This is a genomic window from Methylomonas sp. LWB, assembly GCF_001856095.1.
Taxonomy (GTDB): domain Bacteria; phylum Pseudomonadota; class Gammaproteobacteria; order Methylococcales; family Methylomonadaceae; genus Methylomonas; species Methylomonas koyamae_A.
Genome location: NZ_MKMC01000015.1, coordinates 59,933 through 80,677, shown reverse-complemented (window position 1 = coordinate 80,677; position 20,745 = coordinate 59,933). Strand labels below are relative to the sequence as shown.

Below are 20,745 nucleotides of genomic sequence, written 5' to 3'. Positions count from 1 at the left end.
TATTGTTGGCGGTGGCGGCGCTCCATTTGCGCGCATCCGGCTATTGGGCCGATTACCAATCGGCGGTCGGCGGCCAGCGCCAAATACAATTGGCCGACGGTTCCAGCGTGATGCTGAACACCGGCAGCGCGCTGTCGGTCGATTTTTCGGCTAAACAACGCCGGGTCAGCCTGCATCGCGGCGAAGCGTTTTTTCAGGTTGCCGCCGATCCCGCGCGGCCGTTCGTCGTCGACGCCGGCGCCGGCACGGTGCAAGCGCTGGGCACCGCGTTCGATGTCCTGCGCGACCGCGACCGGGTGAGAGTCACCGTGGTCGAGCACGCGGTCATAGTCAGCAACGCGGACGGCAAGACCTTGGAACGATTGAACGAAGCCGAGCAAATTCAATTCGACAGCCGCGTTTTAGGTCGCGCCGAGACCGTCAACCCGTCACGCATCGCCGCCTGGCGCCAGCAGCGGATCGTGTTTCAGGAACAGCCGCTAGCTTCGGTAGTGGCCGAACTAGAACGCTATCGGCCCGGCAAAATCCTGATTACCGATTCGGCCATCGAGAGCTTACCGATCACCGGCGTATTCGGGATCGGCGATACCGATCTGGCCCTGCAAGCCATCGAACAAAGCCTGCCGGTACGCGTCCGCACCTTGGGTTCCCACCTGGTTTTGCTGTCCGCCCGTTAGTCCGCCGCGACTCGCGCAAAAAAGTTTACCCGGCGAGTAGATACTCCCCCGCCGCCGTTTCGTCTTATCTCCAAGTTCGCCGCACGGCAGCGCGCGGCGGGCGTTTCCAATTCGGATAATCAGGAGATCAGATGAAACATGCTCGTAAGGACTCAAACATCGGCAACCCGCGTCGCGTCGAACTTTCGCCGTTGCCCGCGGCGATCGCGGCACTGTGCGGCAGTTTGTTAGTGGCCGTGCCGGCTGTCGGAACGGCCGCCCCGGACAGCGGCATCAGCCAACAGACGATGAATTTCGATATTGGCGCCGGCTCATTGTCCGATGCGCTGCTACGATTTTCCGAAATCAGCGGCCAGCGCGTCCTGTTCGGCGCCGAACTGGTACGCGGTCTTGTTAGCGACGGCTTGAATGGCCGCTACACGCCATCCGCCGCACTGCAACGCTTGCTCAGCGGTAGCGGCCTCAATGCCCGACAAACCGACAGCGGCAGCATCACGCTGGAAAAAGCCGCCGAAAAACCGCTGCCGTCCGGCGCCGCGACGATGCCGGCGGTGACGGTGCTCGGACAGGCGGTTTACGACGCGAACGATCCTTACAACCCCGCCTACAGCCTGCCTAACGCATCCACGGCCACCAAAACCGATACACCGATCATGGAAACACCTTACTCGGTCAAGGCAGTACCGAAGCAAGTCATGGAAGATCAGCAAGTTATTCGAATCGAAAAAGCTTTGCAGAATGTGGCGGGCGTTGTCCAAGAATCCTCTAGTGCCGGTCTGCGCGATAGTTTTAATATCCGCGGATTCTCGACCGGCAACGACATTCTGTTTTACCGCGACGGCAACCCCGTTCCGCAAAACGGCGGCAACGCGTTTTCGAGCAAGCGCGACCCGGCCAATCTGGAACGAATCGAAGTCCTGAAAGGCCCTGGATCGCTGTTGTTCGGCCGGGTCGAGCCGGGCGGTATCGTCAATCTGGTCACCAAGCAACCGCTGGCAAAACCTTATTATTCATTACAGCAGCAATTCGGTTCGTTCGATTACTACCGGACCAGCATAGATGCCACCGGCCCAATGACGAAAGACGGTAACCTGTTATACCGCTTCAACGGCGCCTACGAAAGCGCCGGCTCCTATTCGGATTTTGTGAATAGCGACCGCATATTCGTGGCTCCAACCCTGAAATGGATCATAGGCCCGCGCACGCAATTTACTGCGGAAATGGAATATCAACGCTTCGACGAAACACCGGGAGCAGTCGTGACGGCGCTTTCCAATGGTTCGTCAGCTTATCTTCCAAAGTTCTCGAGAAACTTGACCGCTAGAGAACCGGGGTGGAATTCGAATAAAGGAGACCGAATTCTGGCAGGGTTTAACTGGTCGCACGGCTTTAACGATAATTGGACGCTATCCCATCGTTTTTATTACACCGGTATTAACGCCGATGTTCGAGACGCTTGGTTAACCGGATTGGCGGATGTCCAAGGTAATGTGGCGCGGGGTTACGAACGTCAGTTGGCATCGACCGATAATTACTTTACCTCGATGAATTTAAGCGGGAAACTCGACATTATGGGCTTAAAAAATACCTTGCTAATAGGCGGCGATTATTATCGTTCCGACGCCAAGGATCCTTTCGACGTTCGCTTCATACCCGGTAATTTTAACTTACTTAATCCGGTTCATAACACGGTCGGATTCGACGACATAGATGTCAATAATCGCGTCACTTTCGGCGTCGATAACTCCACGGCCTGGCACGGATTGTATTTTCAGGATCAAATCGAATTACCCTATAACCTCATTGCCTTGGGCGGCTTCCGCTACGATCAAGCCGATCAATTCGACCATCTAACGAATTTAAAATCCGGTAACGAAAACCGGGTGAGCCCGCGTGGAGGCCTGCTCTGGCGGCCGATACCGGAATTGTCGTTTTACGGCAGCTATACCGAGAATTTCGGCGCGCAAAACGGGATTAACGGCGCGGGCGGCATCCTGCCGGCACAAACCGCTCAACAGTGGGAGCTTGGCGCTAAAACCGAACTGTTCGACGGACAATTCAGCGCCACGATGGCGTATTTCGATCTGACCAAGCAACACATGGCGACGCCGGACCCGAATAATACCTTGCTGATGCGGTCCATCGGTGAAGCGGAAAGTCGCGGCGCGGAAATCGATGTTTCCGGCGAATTATTGCCCGGATGGCGAATCATAGGCGGCTATAGTCACTTGTTTTTCGCGAATACCACCCGCGACGTAGGCTGGGACGGTGGCGACGGTTTTCAAGGCAAACGCATGCCCAACGCGCCGCACAATGCAGGTAGTTTATTCAGTTCCTACGAATTTCTCGGCGGCCGTTTGAAAGGCTTCAAATTCGGCGGCGGGATTACGGCTTTGAGCGAACGGCAAGGCAATTGGAATAACGATTACCAAATACCGGGCTACGTATTGGTCAATTTAATGGCCAGTTATTCTCTGAACATTGGCAAGGCCAAACTAACCACTCAGCTTAATATTGATAACTTAACGGATAAATATTATTTCGCCGGCAGCAATACAGGAGCCGATGTGCTTATCGGAGCGCCGAGAACTTTTTTGGGATCGGTACGGATCGAATATTAGAGCTCGGCAAGCCTTTAGCGATCCTCATCCGATCGATGCACTGATCCTCGCACGCGCAAGGGGTGAGTTACGAACTCCAACATTGCTGGCATTTGAAAGTATTGGTATCTTTAGTTTCGTTGTTGATGGCTTGCGGTTTGGGTTTGGGTTTGGGTTTGGGGCATCGTGTTGGGGTTCCCACCTCAACCTACGCTCCGCACCTAAACCGCTTGAATTCGCGGAAAATACGGCACTCCCATTCGCCACTTAACGCTCAGTTCGCCCATATTCCCAATGCCGAATTGATTCCTCGAAAAGAGCGCCTTTACGGGCCGTCGCCTGTCCCAACCCAATCAATCCAGGTGCGCGACATCGGCTGAATGCGTTATGCTGAATTAACCGTCGTCGGAATGTCGAAGTTACGCCACCGAGCCGAAAGCGCTTGGAAAACGTTGCCGGCACCGGATCATCGAAATCGAATTGACCGCGAACCCTTGCCTATGACGATCAATCACCTGCTGGACAAACTGTTTCGCCGCCACCGCGAGGAATTGCTGGCGTTCGCCGAGCGCAAAGGGAATTACGACAATGCCGAAGACTTGGTGCAGGATGCTTTTTTGCGCTTGCTGCAACATGCCGATTTGCCGGCGGTGAACAACCCTCGCGCCTATTTGTTCAAGATCACGTCGAATCTCAGCGCCGATCAATTCCGCCGGCCGTCGTTGGAATTGATCGACCACGAAAACGCTGAGTACGACAATTATGCGTGTCCGCTACCGTTACCGGAAACGGTGGCCGAAAGCCAGCAAAGCTACCAATTCAGCCTGCAAGCGCTGCAGGATTTGCCGGAAATTGTCCGAACCTGCTTTTTACTGCACCGCATCGACGGCATTCCCCAGGCCGATATCGCCAAGGCCTTCAATCTGCCACGCCGCACGGTCGAACGTTACTGCGCCAAGGCCTTGGCGCATTGCTGCGCCCGCTTGGATCAGCCGCGAGAATGACTGGCGGCTGGTTTTACAAGTCGCCACCGTAGTCCTCAGTCGCGTTTCACCGCCGCCATGATCAAACCAACCGATCCCAATATTGCCGAACAAGCCAGCCACTGGGTGTTAAAACGCCTGGACGGCGCCGGTTCAAGCACGGAACAGCGCGCTTTCCAGGCTTGGCTGGACGCCGATCCCCGTCATCTTCCGGCTTATCGCCATGCCGCCGCCGTTTGGCGGAACTTCGCGCCATCCGAAGGCCAGCCCGCCGATGTGAACTTGACGAACGCCCGCGCCCAATTTCGCGAAGCGCAATACCAAATCCGGCGCGCGCGAAACCGGCGTTTGCGCGGTCTGGCACTGGCGGCGTTGCTGGTCGCCACGCCACCGCTAACCTGGAACTGGCTGAATTCGGCCGAATACCGCACCGGCAAGGGTCAACGCCTATCGGTCGCGTTGGCCGACGGTTCGCGGGTCGAATTGAATACCGATAGCCGTCTACGAGTGAATTATGCTTGGCAGACTCGGCAAGTCACCCTGGAGCGCGGCGAGGCTGTATTCGACGTCAAACACGATCCGGCCAAGCCCTTCGAAGTGCTCGCTCCCTCCGGCCGCATTCGCGACATCGGCACCCGTTTTAACGTCTACCAAGGCCGCGACGGCACCACTGTCAGCGTGATGGAAGGCGAAGTCGAAGTCGCCACCGTCAGCAGCACGCTGAACGAGCGCCTGCCGGCCGGCAGCCAAATCCATTTCGACGCACGCGGCAGTCTGGGCGCGCCGACAGCGTTCGATGCCGACACAGTGACGGCCTGGCAAAAGAATTTACTGGTGTTTCGCAACGCGCCGCTGACCGAGGTCTTGGAGCAATTGAGCCGCTACCACGCGGTGGACTTGCAACTCGCCGATCCGGCCTTGCGCGACCTGAAGGTCAGCGGCGATTTTCCCAGCACCGATTTGACCGGAGCCCTGAAGGTCATCGCGGCGGCCTTGCCGATCAAGATCCGGCAAGCAGCGTCCGGCGTGATCGTGTTGGATCGCTAGGCGGTTTTCTCGCGCGAGCGATAGGCAGAACCGACAACTTGACGCGCCCCGCCAGCGGCATCCTTATCCGCACACCGTCCGATAGATAAGCCAACCGGCAGATTCCGTTCGCGTTGGCGCGGAAAGCTGTCGGGCCGCTCCCTGAGCGGAGTCGTTGGGCGGCTCCCTGAATAGAGTCGAAGGGCCGCACCCAGAGCGGAGCCAAAGGGCCGTTCCCTGAGCGGAGTCGAAGGGCATACAACCTTAAATTGCCCAAACATTCCGGATAGCCCACGTCCTTATCGACCGCGAGATTTTTTTCGAAAAGTGGCGGTTGTCGGCGGCAAATCCCCTCTTAACGGATAGTGAAGCAAAAATAACCAAAGGAGGGATTATGCACTCACTATCCAAACCCCTGATAATCTGCGCGTTGGCCGGAAGTGCGTGGACAGCGTCCGCGCAAGAGAAAAGTTTTAGCTTCGATATTCCCGCGCAACCGCTGGCATCGGCGCTGGAAAGCCTGCGGAGCCGGACCGGCATTCACGTGTTCTATGCCGAGGAGGCGGTAGAAGGTAAAACCAGTGCCGCGCTATCGGGCGAATTTACGATCCAGCAGGCGGTGAGCAGACTATTGGCGGGTAGCGGTCTGACTCACACCTTCACGTCGAGCGACACGGTCGCGATCAAGCGCATCGACACCGGCAGCGATGCCAATACCACGATGCCGGCGATCACGGTGGTCGGTAATACCGAATACGATACCAACGACCCTTACAACACCGCCTACCAAACCCGCAGCGCGACGACCGCGACCAAAACCGATACGCCGGTGATGGAATTGCCGATGTCGGTGAAAGTGGTGCCGAAATCGGTGATCAACGACCAGCAAATCACCCGTCTGGACGACGCGCTGAAAAACGTCAGCGGTGTGTTTGCCAGCCCCGGCAACGGCGGCACCACCGACTCGTTTATCGTACGCGGCTTCGTCGATTTCAACCCGTATTACAACGGCGTGCGGCTGGAGACTGGCTGGACTCAGGGCGGCCTGCGCGATACCGCCGGCTTGGAGCGAGTGGAAGTCTTGAAAGGTCCGGCCTCGATACTGTACGGCCGCATCGAGCCGGGCGGCATGGTCAACATGGTACCGAAAACGCCGTTGGCGACACCCTATTATTCGTTGCAACAGCAATTCGGCTCCTACCGCTTTTACCGCACCACGATAGACGCCACCGGCCCGGTGACCGATGACAAAACGGTGCAGTACCGCGCCAATCTGGCCTACGAAAACAAAGGCTCGTTTCGCGACTTTATCGAAGGCGAGCGGGTTTACTTCGCGCCGACCGTGCATTGGGACATCAGCGACCGCACCCAGGCGACTTTCTATGTCGATTATTTGCACAACGACACCGCGCCGGATGTCGGCGGCCCGCCGCGTATCGGCAATCGCCCGGCCGATCTGCCGCGCAATCGCAATTTAAGCGAACCCAATATCCGCGCGGTCAGCGACGACATTCTGTTCGGCGTGGACTGGAGCCATGCCTTCAACGACCAATGGACCTTCCGCCACCGCTTCTTCGCCGATTTCACCGAAGATAATGAAAATCTGCCCGGCGCGCCGGCCGGGTTGGCGGACGACAACCGCACGCTGCACCGGACGAACTTCGGCAACCGCGACAATTTGGGCAGCACTTACAACACTACCGCCGATTTGACCGGCAAGTTCAAGACAGGTCCATTCGAACATACCTTGTTGATCGGCGGGGATTATTTTACGTTCGAAAATACCTTCGCTTGGCCGTCGCCGCAAGCGGTACCGGACATCGACATCTATAACCCGGTCTATTCGGGCAATCTCGGCTTGCTTTCGCGGCTGGACGCGGTCGGCAATTTGGGCTTCGAATGGTTCGGCCTGTATTTGCAGGACCAGATCAAGCTACCGTACGACGTACATTTACTGCTAGGGATGCGCTACGACAATGCCAACTCGTGGCAAGACTTCGGCGCTTTCGGCAGCGGCATCAAGGACACCAATCACGAGGATAAAGTCACGCCGCGGGTCGGCTTGCTCTGGCAGCCCATCCCGTCGCTCAGCGTCTACGGCAACTACGTGCAAGGCTTCGGCGCGCCAAACATTGGGGTTTATGCCAGCGGTGGAGCCAAAATCAAACCGCAAATCTCGGAACAATGGGAAGCCGGCTTCAAAAAAGAATGGCTGGACGGCAAACTCAATCTGACCGCCGCCTATTTCGAAATCACCAAACAAAACATCGCCACGCCGATCGCCAATTCCCTTTTTTTCGAAGCGGTCGGCAAGGCTCGCAATCGCGGCTACGAATTGGATTTGACCGGCGAAGTACTGCCGGGCTGGAAGGTGATCGGGGTTTATTCCTACATAGACTCGGAAATCGTCAGCAACGGCGGCGTCGATGAAGGCCATCGATTGGCCAACGTCCCGGCGCATGGCGGCAGCCTGTGGAATACCTATACCTTGCAGGACGGCGCGTTGAAAGGGCTGAAGTTCGGCGCCGGCGCCGGCGTCGTCGCCCGCTCGCAGCGACAAGGCTCAAACGAAAACAACTTCCAGCTGCCGGGTTACGCGATCTTCAATGCGCTGATCGGCTACGAAACCCACATCGGCAAAACCAAGCTGACCACCCAAATCAACGCGGACAATCTGCTGGACAAGGCATATTTCGAAACCGGCCGGGCCGACCGCAACTTTTGGGGCACGCCACGCACCTTCATGGGCTCGGTGCGCTTGGAGTATTGATAGTCCTTTCGAATCCGGACGCTTTCGAGCGGCCTAGCCGCTCGATCGACCGACGCACGGGTTGAATCCGCCTTCTATAAAATTCCGCCCCAAAGCACGCATCGCCGAAAGCGGCCACCGGTTCCGATTTAAACCCTGCAAGGTTTTGAATGCCTTGGATCGGCCAGAAGTAGACTGCCGCGCAATCTTGTCAGTTTCAGCAATTGAATAGATAGCTGCCTGGTAATGCTCTGCCAGATAGGGTTGAGCAAGTCTTGCCTCGATACAGCGTTAGCGAAATCGAGGGGGGGTGGCCATTCCGCCATCAAACCAAAATCGGCAATTGAAAGGATGCCGGCCTTCGAATCCTCGATTTCATCGAGGCTACTTGCTTCTCGTCGCAAATTTCCTTTGGAATAATAATCGCCTGAAAATTATCTACGAAAAGATAAATATTTTTCTGCGAAACAACAATATCGCTGATAGCTTCATAACTATAGCGATTAGAGCCGTACTTCGATGTAAAAAAATACCTTCATCGGTTATTTCTATCTCTTTTTCGGCAAGAAAAAAACCATCAACTGAATATGCTATTTTTCTACATCTTGAAATACGCCTTGCACTCGCCCCCCAAATCAATAGGCCAACAAGCACCGTATATACCAATATGAGGTTGACACCACTCCGATACTCTTGTGCGTCTATATAGAAGGAAATTAAAATTAGAAGTCCAATTGCTATCAATATCCAGAATAAAAAAATAAGATAAATTCAACCGCATCACTCCCTAAATATTTTCGCCATCGCAACTTTACGACTCTTGAAAAATCAGCAGCATCTTCGATAGTATATTTGATTTTATGCTTCATAATTTTAAATTTCCAAAATAATAACCATTTATGCCCCATATCTTTTACACTAGAAACTCCGCTTACGTCAATCCCTGTGTGAAACCGTTACATACCGAATCTTGACAACATGTATTTTCAATATGATAACCACATAGATATAACTACAACGAGTGAGCTACTAGAGATAAAATACTGGTGAGCTTGTAAATGGCAGATCTTTCATACCTTACTACCAATCGGAAAATTTATTGATCGTCAGCGTGGGGTCGATTGCGCCAATTCATCACTTCCAAAAGCCGTCATTCAACACTGGCGTAATCATATTGGAATCGATGGCCTGGCTTGCATCGGAACTGGTGGCGGTTTTCAATTATTTAGCTTATTCGGACGGAAACCCATACTCCCGCGTTTCCGGTTGACAGCCCCTGCCACTGCAATGATAGTCGGGAGCGGCTTTGATTTGTCTGGGCTATACCGCGACGCCTTCACCACTAGGCTTACGTATCCGCCAGGATGTTTTGTAATTTCTCGCTAATTAACCGATCCAATTCCTGCTCGGATAAGTTTTCCACCGCCGTCCGGGCGGTATCGGCGTTAACGTCCTCGACTGGGCTCAGTAGCGGTTTTGCGTGGCGCGCCAACAAATACGCGCAGACATCGGCCACATTGGCGTAGTCAAACAATAACGTCGTCGGCAAATCGCAACCTAGGCGACGCTGCAAATTTACCCTCAACTCGACGATGGTGATCGAATCAAGCCCCATGTCGAAAAAACCTTGATAACTATCGATGGTTTTAGCTTCGTCCAGATACAGCACTTGCTTGATCGCTTGCTCGAGTTGGGTTTTGGCCAATTGGTAAGCTTCGTCCCGGCTTAACTCGGCTATTTGTTGCTCGAAATTAAGCAATGCTGGACTATCCGCGATAGCGTCGGCCTCTTCTACCAGCCCGCCGGTCACCTGCCATAAAGGTTTAGTCGCCGCCTCGGCCAAGGCCTTGCCAAATAACGGCCAATCGACGTCCATCAACACTTGCTGGCTCGCGCCGGCATTCAAGGCTTTCGCCAATAAACTCACAGCGAACGGCGCTGGCATCGCCACGACGCCGCTAGCTTGCATACGCTGTTGATCGACCCGGTCCAAGCCGGCGGCCATGCCGACATCGGCCCAAGCACCCCAGTTGACGGTTAATGCCGGCAAACCCAAGCGATTGCGGTATTGCGCTAAACCGTCCATCGCGGCATTGGCGGCGGCATAAGCCGCTTGCCCTCTGGAACCCAGCACCGAAGCCGCCGACGAACACAGCACGAAAAAATCCAATGCCGCATCTTTGGTGGCTTGATGCAACAACCACGCCCCGGTGACCTTAGCCGACCATACCGCTTTAAAATCGTCCGCTTGCAGATTTTCCAACAGGCCGTCTTTTAAGATTCCGGCCGCATGTATGACGCCTTTCAAGCGTCCGCCCTGTTGCTGAATATGCGCCATTAACGCGGCGACTGCCTCGCCATCGGCGATGTCAGCTTGAACGCTGCGCACGTCGCCGCCTTGCCGCCGTAAATCTTCAATCTTCTGCTGCGCCTCGCCCGCAGCCGGACGGCGGGCAATCAGCCATACCCGGCCGGCTTTGTTCGCCACCAACCAGCCGGCAATAGCCAAACCCAAGCCGCCCAAGCCGCCGGTAATCAGGTAATCGCCGCGCGGATCGATGACGACAGCGGCGGCGGGTAAGGCGCTCGGTGTCAATCTGGCCGCGTAGCAACCTTCCGGCCGAATCGCAATTTGTTCGCCGCGAGGCGCTATCGCCATGATCGCCATCAACTTAGTCAACTGCTCCGGGCTGCTGTCGGCCAAATCCAGCAAACCGCCGAACAGTGCCGGTTGTTCCAAGCCAATCACCCGCCCAAGCCCCCACGCGGCGGCGCTTAACCAGCCGGTTGCCGCGTCGCCGTCAGCGGCGACCTGCGCGTTCTCGGTTAACCACCAAATCGGTAGCAGTTTATCCGCTTGTTTCAAAGCCCGGTAACAAGCAATAAACCGAGCCATCACCGCGCCGAGGGCTTCCGACCCGCCATCGGCCAAATCGCAGATTTGAAAATTCATCACCGCCAGTTCCGTCGAGGATGTCGAGGCAATATCGTCCAAACAACGTTGCCAATCCTGCTCGCTATCGAAACACAGGCGATAATGTTGCGCGCTTATTTTTTGATACTCGCGCCCCGATTCGAGCAAGACCATCGGCATCTTGGCGCCCGAACCGGCATCAAACAGCGTTTTGGCTCGCCCTTGCCGGTCGGCGATCAACAACCAGGTTTTGGCGGCCCCGGCTTGCGGCAATTCGTAGCGCTGCCAGCTAATTTGATAAGCGCATTGCGCCTGCCGATCTTGCGAAATCGCCTGCTGATGCAATGCGGTCAGATTGTGCAGTATTTGCAGGGTTAATTTTCGTTCGTCCTCATTCGGCGTTTTATCCTGCCATAAGGCGGCCAACAAACTGTCGGTTTGGCCTTCGACCAAGGCCTGTAAAACCGTAGACGCCGGCTGAGCTGCGGACGCCGCTTGTTTAGCCGTCGGCGCAGCCAGCCAATAAAACTGCCGTTGCCAGGGATAGTTTGGCAATTTGATTTTTTCGCCGCCGGCAACGGCCCGCCAATTGGGCGTTAAGCCCGCTTGATATAACCGAGCCAGCGCCCGGTAAGTTTCCACCCGGCTATCGCCCTTACCGGTTTGGCCGTGCAGACAGATTTTTTCCGCGGCGGACTCGATCTGCTTGACCAAACCGAATAAGACCGGCCTCGGTCCTATTTCCAGGAAAATATCCGCCCCTAGCGCGGCGAGTTGCCGCACGGCCGGGTAAAATTGCACCGCTTGGCGGATATGCTTAACCCAATAATCCGCTCCGGCGATTTCCTCGTTGACGACTTGGCCTGTCAAGGTCGATACCAGGGTCTTATCCGGCGCGCGAAACGCAATGGTCTCGGCAATCTCGGCAAAAACAGGTAAAGCCGCTTGCATGGCCTGCGAATGAAATCCGTGGGCGACATTCAACGGGGTAACGGAAAGCCCGGCCTGCTCCAACGCGACGCTAATTTCTTGCAAAGCTTCCTTCAAGCCTGAAATCACCAGACTCTTGGCGGTATTCACCACCGCGATGCCGGCGCAATCGACGAAGGGAGCAAGCCAGGGCTGAACGGTTTTTTCGTCGGCGGCAACGGCGATCATCGCGCCGGGTACGGCATGCTCGTTGATACTGCTGCTACGCGCGGCAATCAATTTCAAGGCATCGGACAACGCAAACACCCCGGCATGGCAAGCCGCCGCGTATTCGCCGATGCTATGCCCCAACACGAAATCGGCCTTGATCCCCCAACTTTGCCACAAGGCCAGCATCGCATACTGAAACACGAAAATCGCCGGCTGGGCATGGGTTCTCAACCGCTGTTCGTCTGCTTCGTCGCACAACAAGGCCTTGACCGAATAACCAACCCGAGGCGCCAAAATGGCGTCGCATTGGTCCACCGCCGCCCGGAATACCGCTTCACTGCGGTATAAATCCAAGCCCATGCGCGGATATTGACTACCTTGTCCGGTAAATAAAAAGGCCAGTTTCGGCTTTTTCCATTCCGAGCAGGGTCTGACGTCGTTCAACAAGCCCGGATCGCGCAATTGTTGGATCAGCTCCTCGCCGCCGCTCGCAACCAGCGCCTTGCGGAAGGAAAAATGACTGCGGCAGGTATTGGCGGTAAAGCAAAAATCCTGAATTCGACTGGCGGGCAATGCCTGTAACGCATCGGCATAGCGACTTGCGACGACTGGCAAAGCCGCTTGGGTTTTTGCCGACAGAGTCAAAAGGTGCAATCCGGTCGACGTTTGACAGTCCCGCTTTTTCGGTGGCGGCGCTTGCAAAATGGCGTGTGCATTGGTGCCGCTCATGCCGAATGAACTGACGGCCACCTTACCCTGTTCGACCTTCTCCGGCCAAGCGGTTAACCGGGTCGGTACTTTTAGCTTGAACGTTTCCCAGGGAATATGCGGGTTGGGCTCGGAAAAGCCCAAACTGGCCGGAATCTCGCGATGTTTTAACATCAAAGCGGCTTTAATCATGCTGGCAATACCGGCCGCCGCTTCCAGATGACCGATATTGGTTTTCACCGAACCGATATACAAAGGATTATCCGGCGCCCGGTCTTGGCAATAGACCGTGCCCAAGGCTTCCGCTTCGATCGGATCGCCCAATACCGTGCCGGTCCCGTGGGCTTCGACGTAAACCACTTGTTCGGCGTTAATTTTGGCTTGCGCCAAGACTTGCCGTATCAGTTTTTGTTGCGCCAACCCGTTAGGCACCGTCAAGCCGCTACCGGGGCCGTCGTGATTCACGCCGCTGGCTCTGATCACTGCGATGATGTCGTCGCCGTCGGCCTCGGCATCGGACAGCCGCTTTAATACCAGGGCGCCGCAGCCTTCCCCTCGTCCATAACCGTCGGCCGCGGCATCGAAGGCTTTACTATGCCCGTCTTCGGCCAGTGCCCCGACCCTGGATAGAAACATCGCCACATTGGGGGTCAGCATCAATTGCACGCCAGCCGCCACCGCCACCCTGGACTCGGCTTTGCGCAAACTTTGGCAGGCCAAATGCACCGCTACCAACGCCGACGAACATGCGGTATCGATAGCAAGACATGGGCCTTGCCAGCCCATCACATAAGAAATCCGACCGGCGGCGAAACAAAATCCGTTGCCGCTACCGTCGTAGGTATTGATGCGCGAATAATCGTCGGCATAGAGCTGCAACAGGCCATAGTCGTTTTGGCCTATGCCGAGAAACAAACCGGTATCGCTATCGCGTAGCGAATCGGGAACGATGTTGGCATGCTCCAATGCCTGCCAACAAACCTCGAGCAGCAAGCGTTGTTGCGGGTCCATGCTTTTGGCTTCGCGCGGCGAAATACCGAAAAACTCGGGATCGAAATCCCCCGGCCGCTCGATAAACCCGGCTTTGCGGGTATAGATTTTCCCCGGCACGCCGCGCTCGGCGCTGTACAGGCTAGCCATATCCCAACGGTCGCCAGGCACGTCGACGATGCCGTGTTCGCCGCGGCTCAATAACTGCCAGAACGCTTCCGGCGTATCAATGCCGCCCGGTAAGCGGCAACCAATGCCGACGATCGCAATCGGCTCGTTCGCCTTGGCTTCCTGGTCGAGCAAACGCTGTTTCATTTTTGCCAATGCCAGCGAAGCGCGTTTTAATTGATCTTCATTCTCCGACACGTCTCTCCCCGTACTTTGTCTGCCGACATGATTCAGAAGTGTTCCAAAAACCGGTCTATATCGGCTAATTGTTCGTCCAAGGATAATATCGGCTCCTCGCTGTTTATCGCGTTTTTCGCGTCGGCAACAGGCTCGGCGCTCGGCTCTTCCTGCTTGGGCCTAGTATCCACCAGCAAGCTCAACAGATAATCCGCCAACGCCGACAAGGTCGGATATTTAAAGGTCAAGGTCGCATCCAACGGCGGTTCGAACTCGCGTTGCAAGCGGTTGCGCAGTTCCATCGCCGTCAACGAATCCATGCCCAGCTCGAAAAATCCGCGCCTAGCGTCGATGTCGCCGGCAATCCCCAATACCGACCCGAGTAAGCGACTGACATGCTCCAGCATGACTTCCCGCTGACTATCGGGGTTTTGCCGCAACAAAGACACAATAGACTCCCCGCCGTTAGAAGCGGCCTTGGTCGCCTGCCCCTGTTCCCGGCGGCTCAACAGCGCTTGAAAATAACCGTCGTTATCTTGGTTGCCGGCATAGCGATCGAAGTCGATGTCGATAATCGCCAGATTGGCGTCGTCGGATTCGATCGCGGTCCGCATCGCGGCCAATGCAGTATCTGTCGCCATCGGCTTGACGCCCATCGTTTGCCATTGTTGGCGGCGAATATCCTTGACCGCCGCCGCCATGCCGGTATCTTGCCAGACCCCCCAATTGATAGCGTGCGCCGGCAGATTTTGCCGACGCCGGTAAGCCGCCAAGGCATCGACAAAGGCGTTGGCGGCTACATAATTGGCCAAACCGCCGGCGGCCAATACCGACGCCGAAGACGAAAACAGCACGAAATAATCCGGAGAGCTTTCAAGCTCCAGACTCAGCCTATGCAAATTCCAAGCGCCCGCCACCTTGGCCGGAAAAACGCTGCTGAACACCTGCCAATCGTAGTCTTGCAGCAAACAATCGGCGAACACGCCGGCACTATGGAAAATACCGGCCAAGCCTTGCCGACCCGGTACATCGACCGCCCGACGCAAAGCGTCGTAATCGCTGACGTCGACGGCTTGGATATGGATCTCGACGCCCCCCGCCGCCGCTTGTTCCAGCGCTTGCTTCACCGCCGCGGACGGTGCCGTTCTCGCCAACAAGATTAAGCGCTTGGCGCCGCTCTCGATCAACCATTGGGTTAGCTTAAAGCCCATGCCGCCGAATGCACCGGTCACCAGATAAACGCCTTGTTCGCGTATCGTCAAAGGCTGATTGCCGCCGGGAAGGCAAGACACTAAACGCGGCACGAATAGCCGCCCGTCTCGCACAGCATTTTGCAATTCGGCCTTGGCATCGGTTTGGCAAACCAGTTGGCAAGTCGGTAAATCCAAGTCCATCCCTGCTTGCAAATCGACTAAACGGCATTGAAGCCGCGGATATTCCTTGGCGGCGACTCTGACCATGCCCCACAAGGCCGCCATCACGGCTTGCGGCCTATCGCCATCGACAACCGCTTGCGCGCCTTGGGTCAGCACATTGAAAGCCTGTAATCCGATAGACGCCGCCCCTAAGGCCTGCAACAAATGCAAAGTGCCGGCGCAAACGATAGCCAGCGTTTTTTCCACCGCCCGACTGTCGCTGGTTTCGTCGATAACGCCGTCCAGGCCCGAACAAACCAGCACCGCATATTGGCCATTTTCTTCAGGCTCAAACCAATGTTCCAGCACGCGCTCGAAATCCCGGCGTTGGAATGGGTTCACGGTCCACGAAGCGTCGGCGTGTTGGGAAAGCGCTTGGCCGTAGTTGATCCTGGTACAACGGTCGCCACGCGCGTTTAAATACTCGGCCAACCGGTCCGCCGCGCCTTGGCTATCGTCGACGATCAACCAATGGCGGCTGCGGATTCGCGCCGCCTGAGTCAAAATCACGCTTTGTCGGCATAGGCGTTCGGTTGCGTCTAACTGCGCGGTAATGAAGGCCGTCGACGCAAATCCGGTTTCGCTCAATAAACCCTGCCAGCCGTTTTGATCCAATAACGGATAATTCGCCTGGCACCGCTGATCGTTGAACGCCCACCAACCGTCGGTCAACCCGAAAATCAAGTCCACCCACAGCCGGGGCTGTAAACCTTCCAACAACAGCAATACGCCCTGATCGTTTAACAACTGCCGGACATGGGACAGCGTTTGCGGTAAATCGGCAGTGGCATGAACAACGTTGGCGGCGACGACCAAATCAAACTCATGTTCGGCAAAACCTTGACTGAAAGGGTCTTTGGCGATATCCAAGGTTTGATATTTAAGTTGGGGATAGCCGGCAAAATTTGCTTCGGCCGAACTAAAAAAAGCCGACGACAAATCGGTATACAGGTACTCGAAATCGACCCTGCCGGCCAACAGCGGCAAGAGATGCCGCGTCGTGCCGCCGGTACCGGCGCCGATTTCCAAGACCCTTAATTTGCGGCCTTTGGGGATTAACGCCAACCAGCCGTCCAAGGCCTGAACCGCGCTACGGTTCAAAATCGTAAAACCTTCCGCTTGGCTATATAAAGTCGCGGCGGAAATGTTGCTGTTTTCCGGAAACAGCAACGGCAGAAAATCGATGCTGCCGTTTAATACGCCGGCCAAATCCCGCCCGCATTGCCTGAGCAGTTGCCATTCAATGCCGCCGGCTATCGAACTCTGTTCCGGCCCGGCGACTAGCGGTTTCAACACTCGCCATTGCTCCTGTTCCAGACTCAAATATTGCGCTTGGCTTAACACCGTTAAACAGCGCTGCAGCAACTTCGAATAACGCGGTAAAACCCCTAATTGCCGCAGGCACTGCGCCAATTCGAAACCTTCACCCACTTGGTACGGAAACGCCAAATCCTGCAAGGCTTTCAGCACATAATTCAAGGCCTCGGCTTCCAAAACCTCAACCTGGTTTTCGGCTATGCCTGGTGGCTGCGGCCAGTATTGCTCGGGGACTTGGGCAATTTGCGCCAGCCAAGCCGCGCTTGCCTCGGGGTTTATCTCGTCGCTCGGGTTAGCGACGGCTTGCCATTGAGTTTTATAAAAAAGCCCGTCTTGCCGATTGGACGGCAATCGCTTTAAGCCCAAACCTTGTATGCGGGCGATAGTCTCGCCGTCTTTGGCCAGAACATCGATATCGAAAAGCCATTGCCCTGCTTCGACACCCGTTAACCGTGCGTGCGCATGGATATCGCCCTGGCCTATCGGCCGGTAATACGTCAGCGACACCAGACTCGTTTGCACATAGGTTTCTTGGTCCTGCGGCAGCAAAGCGCCCGCCACTTGGAAACACGCATCCAGCATCGGCGGATAAAGAAAATAAGCACTGTCTCGCGGGGCGGCTTTGATCTTGCCCAGCGCCTGCTGGTCTTGCGCGGACAGGCTGTCCAGTAAGCGGTAAGCCGGACCGAAATCGATGCCTCGCTCGGCCATGGCCCGGTAATAGCGCTCGACATCCAATCCTTGGTTGAATGCCGGGATAGGCGACATCGATTCAGCCGCTTGATTCAGCGTCTCTATCCTGGCGCTAAAATGGCATTGCCAGGGTAAATCATCCGCACAACGCGCATAAATAGCGCAAGCGTAGCCGTCGGTATCGGCCGTCAGTAACAATTGCAGGCTCACCGCCTGCTCCTCGTCGAATAGCAATGGCGCGGGATAACTCGCCTGCGCTATGCGGCAAGGCAGACCGCCCAAGGCCGCAACCGCCATTTCCAAATAATGGGCGGCGGGGAGCAAGAGCTTGCCGTGGTAACGATGGTCGCGGTGGAAAGCCAGATGGCTGGCTTGCAAAACGGCGCTAAAGACTTGCTTTTCCGGCTGATCCGCAGTTTCGAATGGGTTTTGTAAAAAAGGATGCAAGGCCGGCGCTGGCGCGGCCGTTCTCGGCGCGGCTTTAAACCAGTAACGCTGCCTACTGAAAGGATAAGCCGGCACATTCAAATGACGGCCTTTAAAATCCTGATAATAAGCCTGCCAATCGATATTCACCCCGCCGCGATAAAGCGCCGCCAGCGTATCCAGCAAACCGCCTTCGGCTTGCCGGCTATCGAGGGAACTGATGGCTTTAATCCGGCCGTCCGGGTATTCGCGTTGTACCAATTTGCTCAGCACGTTTTGCGGTCCGACTTCCAACATCCCATCCACGTCGTTGGCGACCAACTCGGCCAAGGCTTGGCTAAACAACACCGGGCTGCTGATCTGCTTCAGCCAATACTCGGCATTCGCCATTTCCGCACCGATTAACTGACCGGTCAGCGTGGAAATAATGTTTTTAGTCGGCGACCGATAGGCGATGCCGGCCGCGCTAGCCGCGAATTCCCGCAACATCGGCGTCATCAGCGGCGAATGAAAGGCGCGATCGACGTTCAAGACCGCATAAGCCAAGCCCCTTTGCTCCAGGTAAAGGCTGAAGCGACGCAACTCGTGTTTGGCGCCGGATACCACGGTATTGGTTTTGCCGTTGTAGCCGGCGACGCAGAGGCTACTGCCGCAATCTTGCAAGGCGAGCCCGACTTTATCGGCCTCGGCCAACACCGCCAGCATGCCGCCCTCTTCGCTCAGCGCCGCCATCAGCCGACCGCGCTGTTTGATCAGCGCCAAGCCGTCTTCAAAACTGAATACCTCCGCCAAACACGCGGCGGCATATTCACCGACGCTATGGCCGAGCAAATAATCCGCTTCGACGCCCAAGGCCAACCAAGTCCTAGCCAGAGCCACTTGAAAACAATACAAGGCCGGTTGGGCATACTCCGTCGATGCCAACCGCGCCGCGCCCTGCTCGGTAAACAGCAATTCGCGCAAAGACAGTCCCATCTGCTGTTCGAATGCCGCTTCGCAGGCAGCGAAATCATCGGCAAACAACGGCAAATCGGCGAACACGTCTAAAAGCGGGCCGTTAAACGCGCCCTGGCCGGTGAACAGCAAGGCCATGCGCCTTTCCTCGCCGGCTTGGCCTTCGCTAAGGCTTCGCAAACCGTCGATCGCTTCGGCCATATTGGTGCACGGCAAGGCCAGCCGATAGGCGAAATGATCGCGCCGCACATTGACCGTATAACAAAAGTCGGCCAGCTCCAAGCCCGGATTGGCCGACAAATAGTCGCTATAAGCCTGTGCTAGCGCGCGCAATTCGAGCGGAGTCCGCGCCGACAGCGTCAATAGCTGCCGGCGATGGCGGCAAACGGCAGCCTCGTGCGCCTGTTTCGGCGCTTCGGCGACCAAAACGTGCGCGTTACTCCCGCCGAAGCCGAAGGAACTGACGCCGGCAATCCTCGGCTGGCCCTGCTCGACCGGCCAATCGGCCAATTGCCGGCTGACCGTCAGATTCATGGATTGCCAATCGACGTGCCGGTTCGGCTGCTGAAAATGCAATTGCTTGGGAATTTTTTGGTGTTGCAGCATCAACACGGTCTTGATAAAGCCGGCAATACCGGCCGCCCCTTCCAGATGGCCGATGTTGCTTTTCACCGAACCGATCGTCAACGGCGTTTGCCGCCGGCTGCCGTAAACCGCCTGCAAGGCTTCGATCTCGATAGGATCGCCCAGGCTGGTGCCGGTACCGTGCGCTTCGACATAAGCGACTTGTTCGGCTTTCAATCCGGCGGCTTGCAAGGCTTGTTTCAGCACTTGGCGCTGAGCGCTACCGTTGGGCGCGGTCAAACCGCTGCTGCGGCCGTCCTGGTTGGTGGCCGAACCCTTGATCACCGCCAAGACCTTGTCGCCGTCGCGCTGGGCATCGGCCAATTTTTTCAAAACCACGACACCGCAGCCTTCACCGCGCACATAACCGTCCGCGCCATCGTCGAAGGTTTTGCATCGCCCGTCCGGCGACAGCATGCCGGCTCGCGAAAAATTGATGCTGAATTCGGGCGCCAATAAGGCGTTGACGCCGCTGGCCAAGGCCAATCGGCATTCGCCGGCACGCAGACTCTGACAAGCTAAGTGAATCGCCACCAACGACGAGGAACACGCGGTATCGACGGCAATCGCCGGCCCTTGCGTCCCCAAATAAAAGGCCAAGCGGCCGACGGCGGTGCTATGCGCGGTGCCGGAAGCCATATAACTATCGATTTCGCGATAGTCACGGCTGGCCAGCAGATGGTAATAATCGTTGCCGCAGATACCGGCGAACAACCCAGTTTGACTGCCCATTAACGAAGAAGGCGGAATACCGGCCTGTTCCAACGCCCGCCAATGGCTTTCCAACAATAGGCGCTGCTGCGGATCGAGACTGTCGGCTTCGCGCGGCGAAATATAAAAAAACTCGGCGGCAAATTGATCGATATCGTTGAGGTATCCGCCTTGAATGCTCAGGATTTTACCGGCGGCATCGGGATTGGGGTCGTAAAATTGCGCTTTGCTCAAACGCTGCTCCGGCGCCTCTCTGACCGCGTCCACGCCGTCGGCCAAAACCTGCCAAAAGGCCTCAAGATCCCCCGCATCCTCCCGGCCGCCCGGAAAGCGGCACGCCGCGCCAATGACGGCAATGTCGTCCTGTTCGCGGTTTTGCTCCAATTCGGCGATAGTGGCTTTTAGCCTTCGAATTTCGACTAAAGCGTTTTTGACCAATTGCTGATAATCGGGGACTTCGGTACTCGCCATAT

Annotated in this window: 7 protein-coding genes and 1 pseudogene; 5 read left to right on the top strand and 3 right to left on the bottom strand. The window is 56.3% G+C overall.

Annotated elements, in window-relative coordinates; translation table 11 throughout:
• The 5 genes from BJL95_RS09170 to BJL95_RS09150 form a co-directional block, all read left to right on the top strand.
• A partial coding sequence (locus tag BJL95_RS09170; RefSeq protein ID WP_139306190.1) for a FecR family protein occupies positions 1-677 on the top strand: 677 nt, incomplete at its 5' end.
• A 131-nt stretch (positions 678-808) separates the two neighbouring features.
• Positions 809-3,298, top strand: a complete 2,490-nt coding sequence (locus tag BJL95_RS09165; RefSeq protein ID WP_071157336.1) for a TonB-dependent siderophore receptor — start codon at positions 809-811, stop codon at positions 3,296-3,298.
• A 479-nt stretch (positions 3,299-3,777) separates the two neighbouring features.
• On the top strand, positions 3,778-4,281 hold the full coding sequence (locus BJL95_RS09160; RefSeq protein ID WP_064028031.1) for an RNA polymerase sigma factor: 504 nt from the start codon (positions 3,778-3,780) through the stop codon (positions 4,279-4,281).
• 57 nt (positions 4,282-4,338) lie between these two features.
• On the top strand, positions 4,339-5,307 hold the full coding sequence (locus BJL95_RS09155; protein WP_071157334.1) for a FecR family protein: 969 nt from the start codon (positions 4,339-4,341) through the stop codon (positions 5,305-5,307).
• A 373-nt stretch (positions 5,308-5,680) separates the two neighbouring features.
• Positions 5,681-8,056: a TonB-dependent receptor gene (locus BJL95_RS09150; RefSeq protein WP_071157332.1), complete on the top strand. Its 2,376-nt coding sequence runs from the start codon at positions 5,681-5,683 to the stop codon at positions 8,054-8,056.
• 304 nt (positions 8,057-8,360) lie between these two features.
• Here the strand turns inward: BJL95_RS09150 and BJL95_RS26025 are convergent.
• The 3 genes and pseudogenes from BJL95_RS26025 to BJL95_RS09140 form a co-directional block, all read right to left on the bottom strand.
• A pseudogene (locus BJL95_RS26025) lies at positions 8,361-8,549 on the bottom strand (YcxB family protein); the annotation flags it as partial.
• A gap of 834 nt (positions 8,550-9,383) precedes the next feature.
• Positions 9,384-14,153, bottom strand: a complete 4,770-nt coding sequence (locus BJL95_RS09145) for a type I polyketide synthase (RefSeq protein WP_083385832.1) — start codon at positions 14,151-14,153, stop codon at positions 9,384-9,386.
• 32 nt (positions 14,154-14,185) lie between these two features.
• Positions 14,186-20,743 carry a type I polyketide synthase gene (locus BJL95_RS09140; RefSeq protein ID WP_071157330.1) on the bottom strand — a complete coding sequence of 2,186 codons (6,558 nt, stop codon included), beginning with the start codon at positions 20,741-20,743 and terminating at the stop codon, positions 14,186-14,188.
• Positions 20,744-20,745 lie beyond the last annotated feature (2 nt).

What these genes read in the sequence shown, in the direction of transcription:
- BJL95_RS09140 (WP_071157330.1), bottom strand. Translation starts at nt 20,743, where the DNA reads ATGGCGAGTACCGAAGTCCCCGATTATCAGCAATTGGTCAAAAACGCT.
- BJL95_RS09150 (WP_071157332.1), top strand. Translation starts at nt 5,681, where the DNA reads ATGCACTCACTATCCAAACCCCTGATAATCTGCGCGTTGGCCGGAAGT.
- BJL95_RS09160 (WP_064028031.1), top strand. Translation starts at nt 3,778, where the DNA reads ATGACGATCAATCACCTGCTGGACAAACTGTTTCGCCGCCACCGCGAG.
- BJL95_RS09165 (WP_071157336.1), top strand. Translation starts at nt 809, where the DNA reads ATGAAACATGCTCGTAAGGACTCAAACATCGGCAACCCGCGTCGCGTC.
- BJL95_RS09155 (WP_071157334.1), top strand. Translation starts at nt 4,339, where the DNA reads ATGATCAAACCAACCGATCCCAATATTGCCGAACAAGCCAGCCACTGG.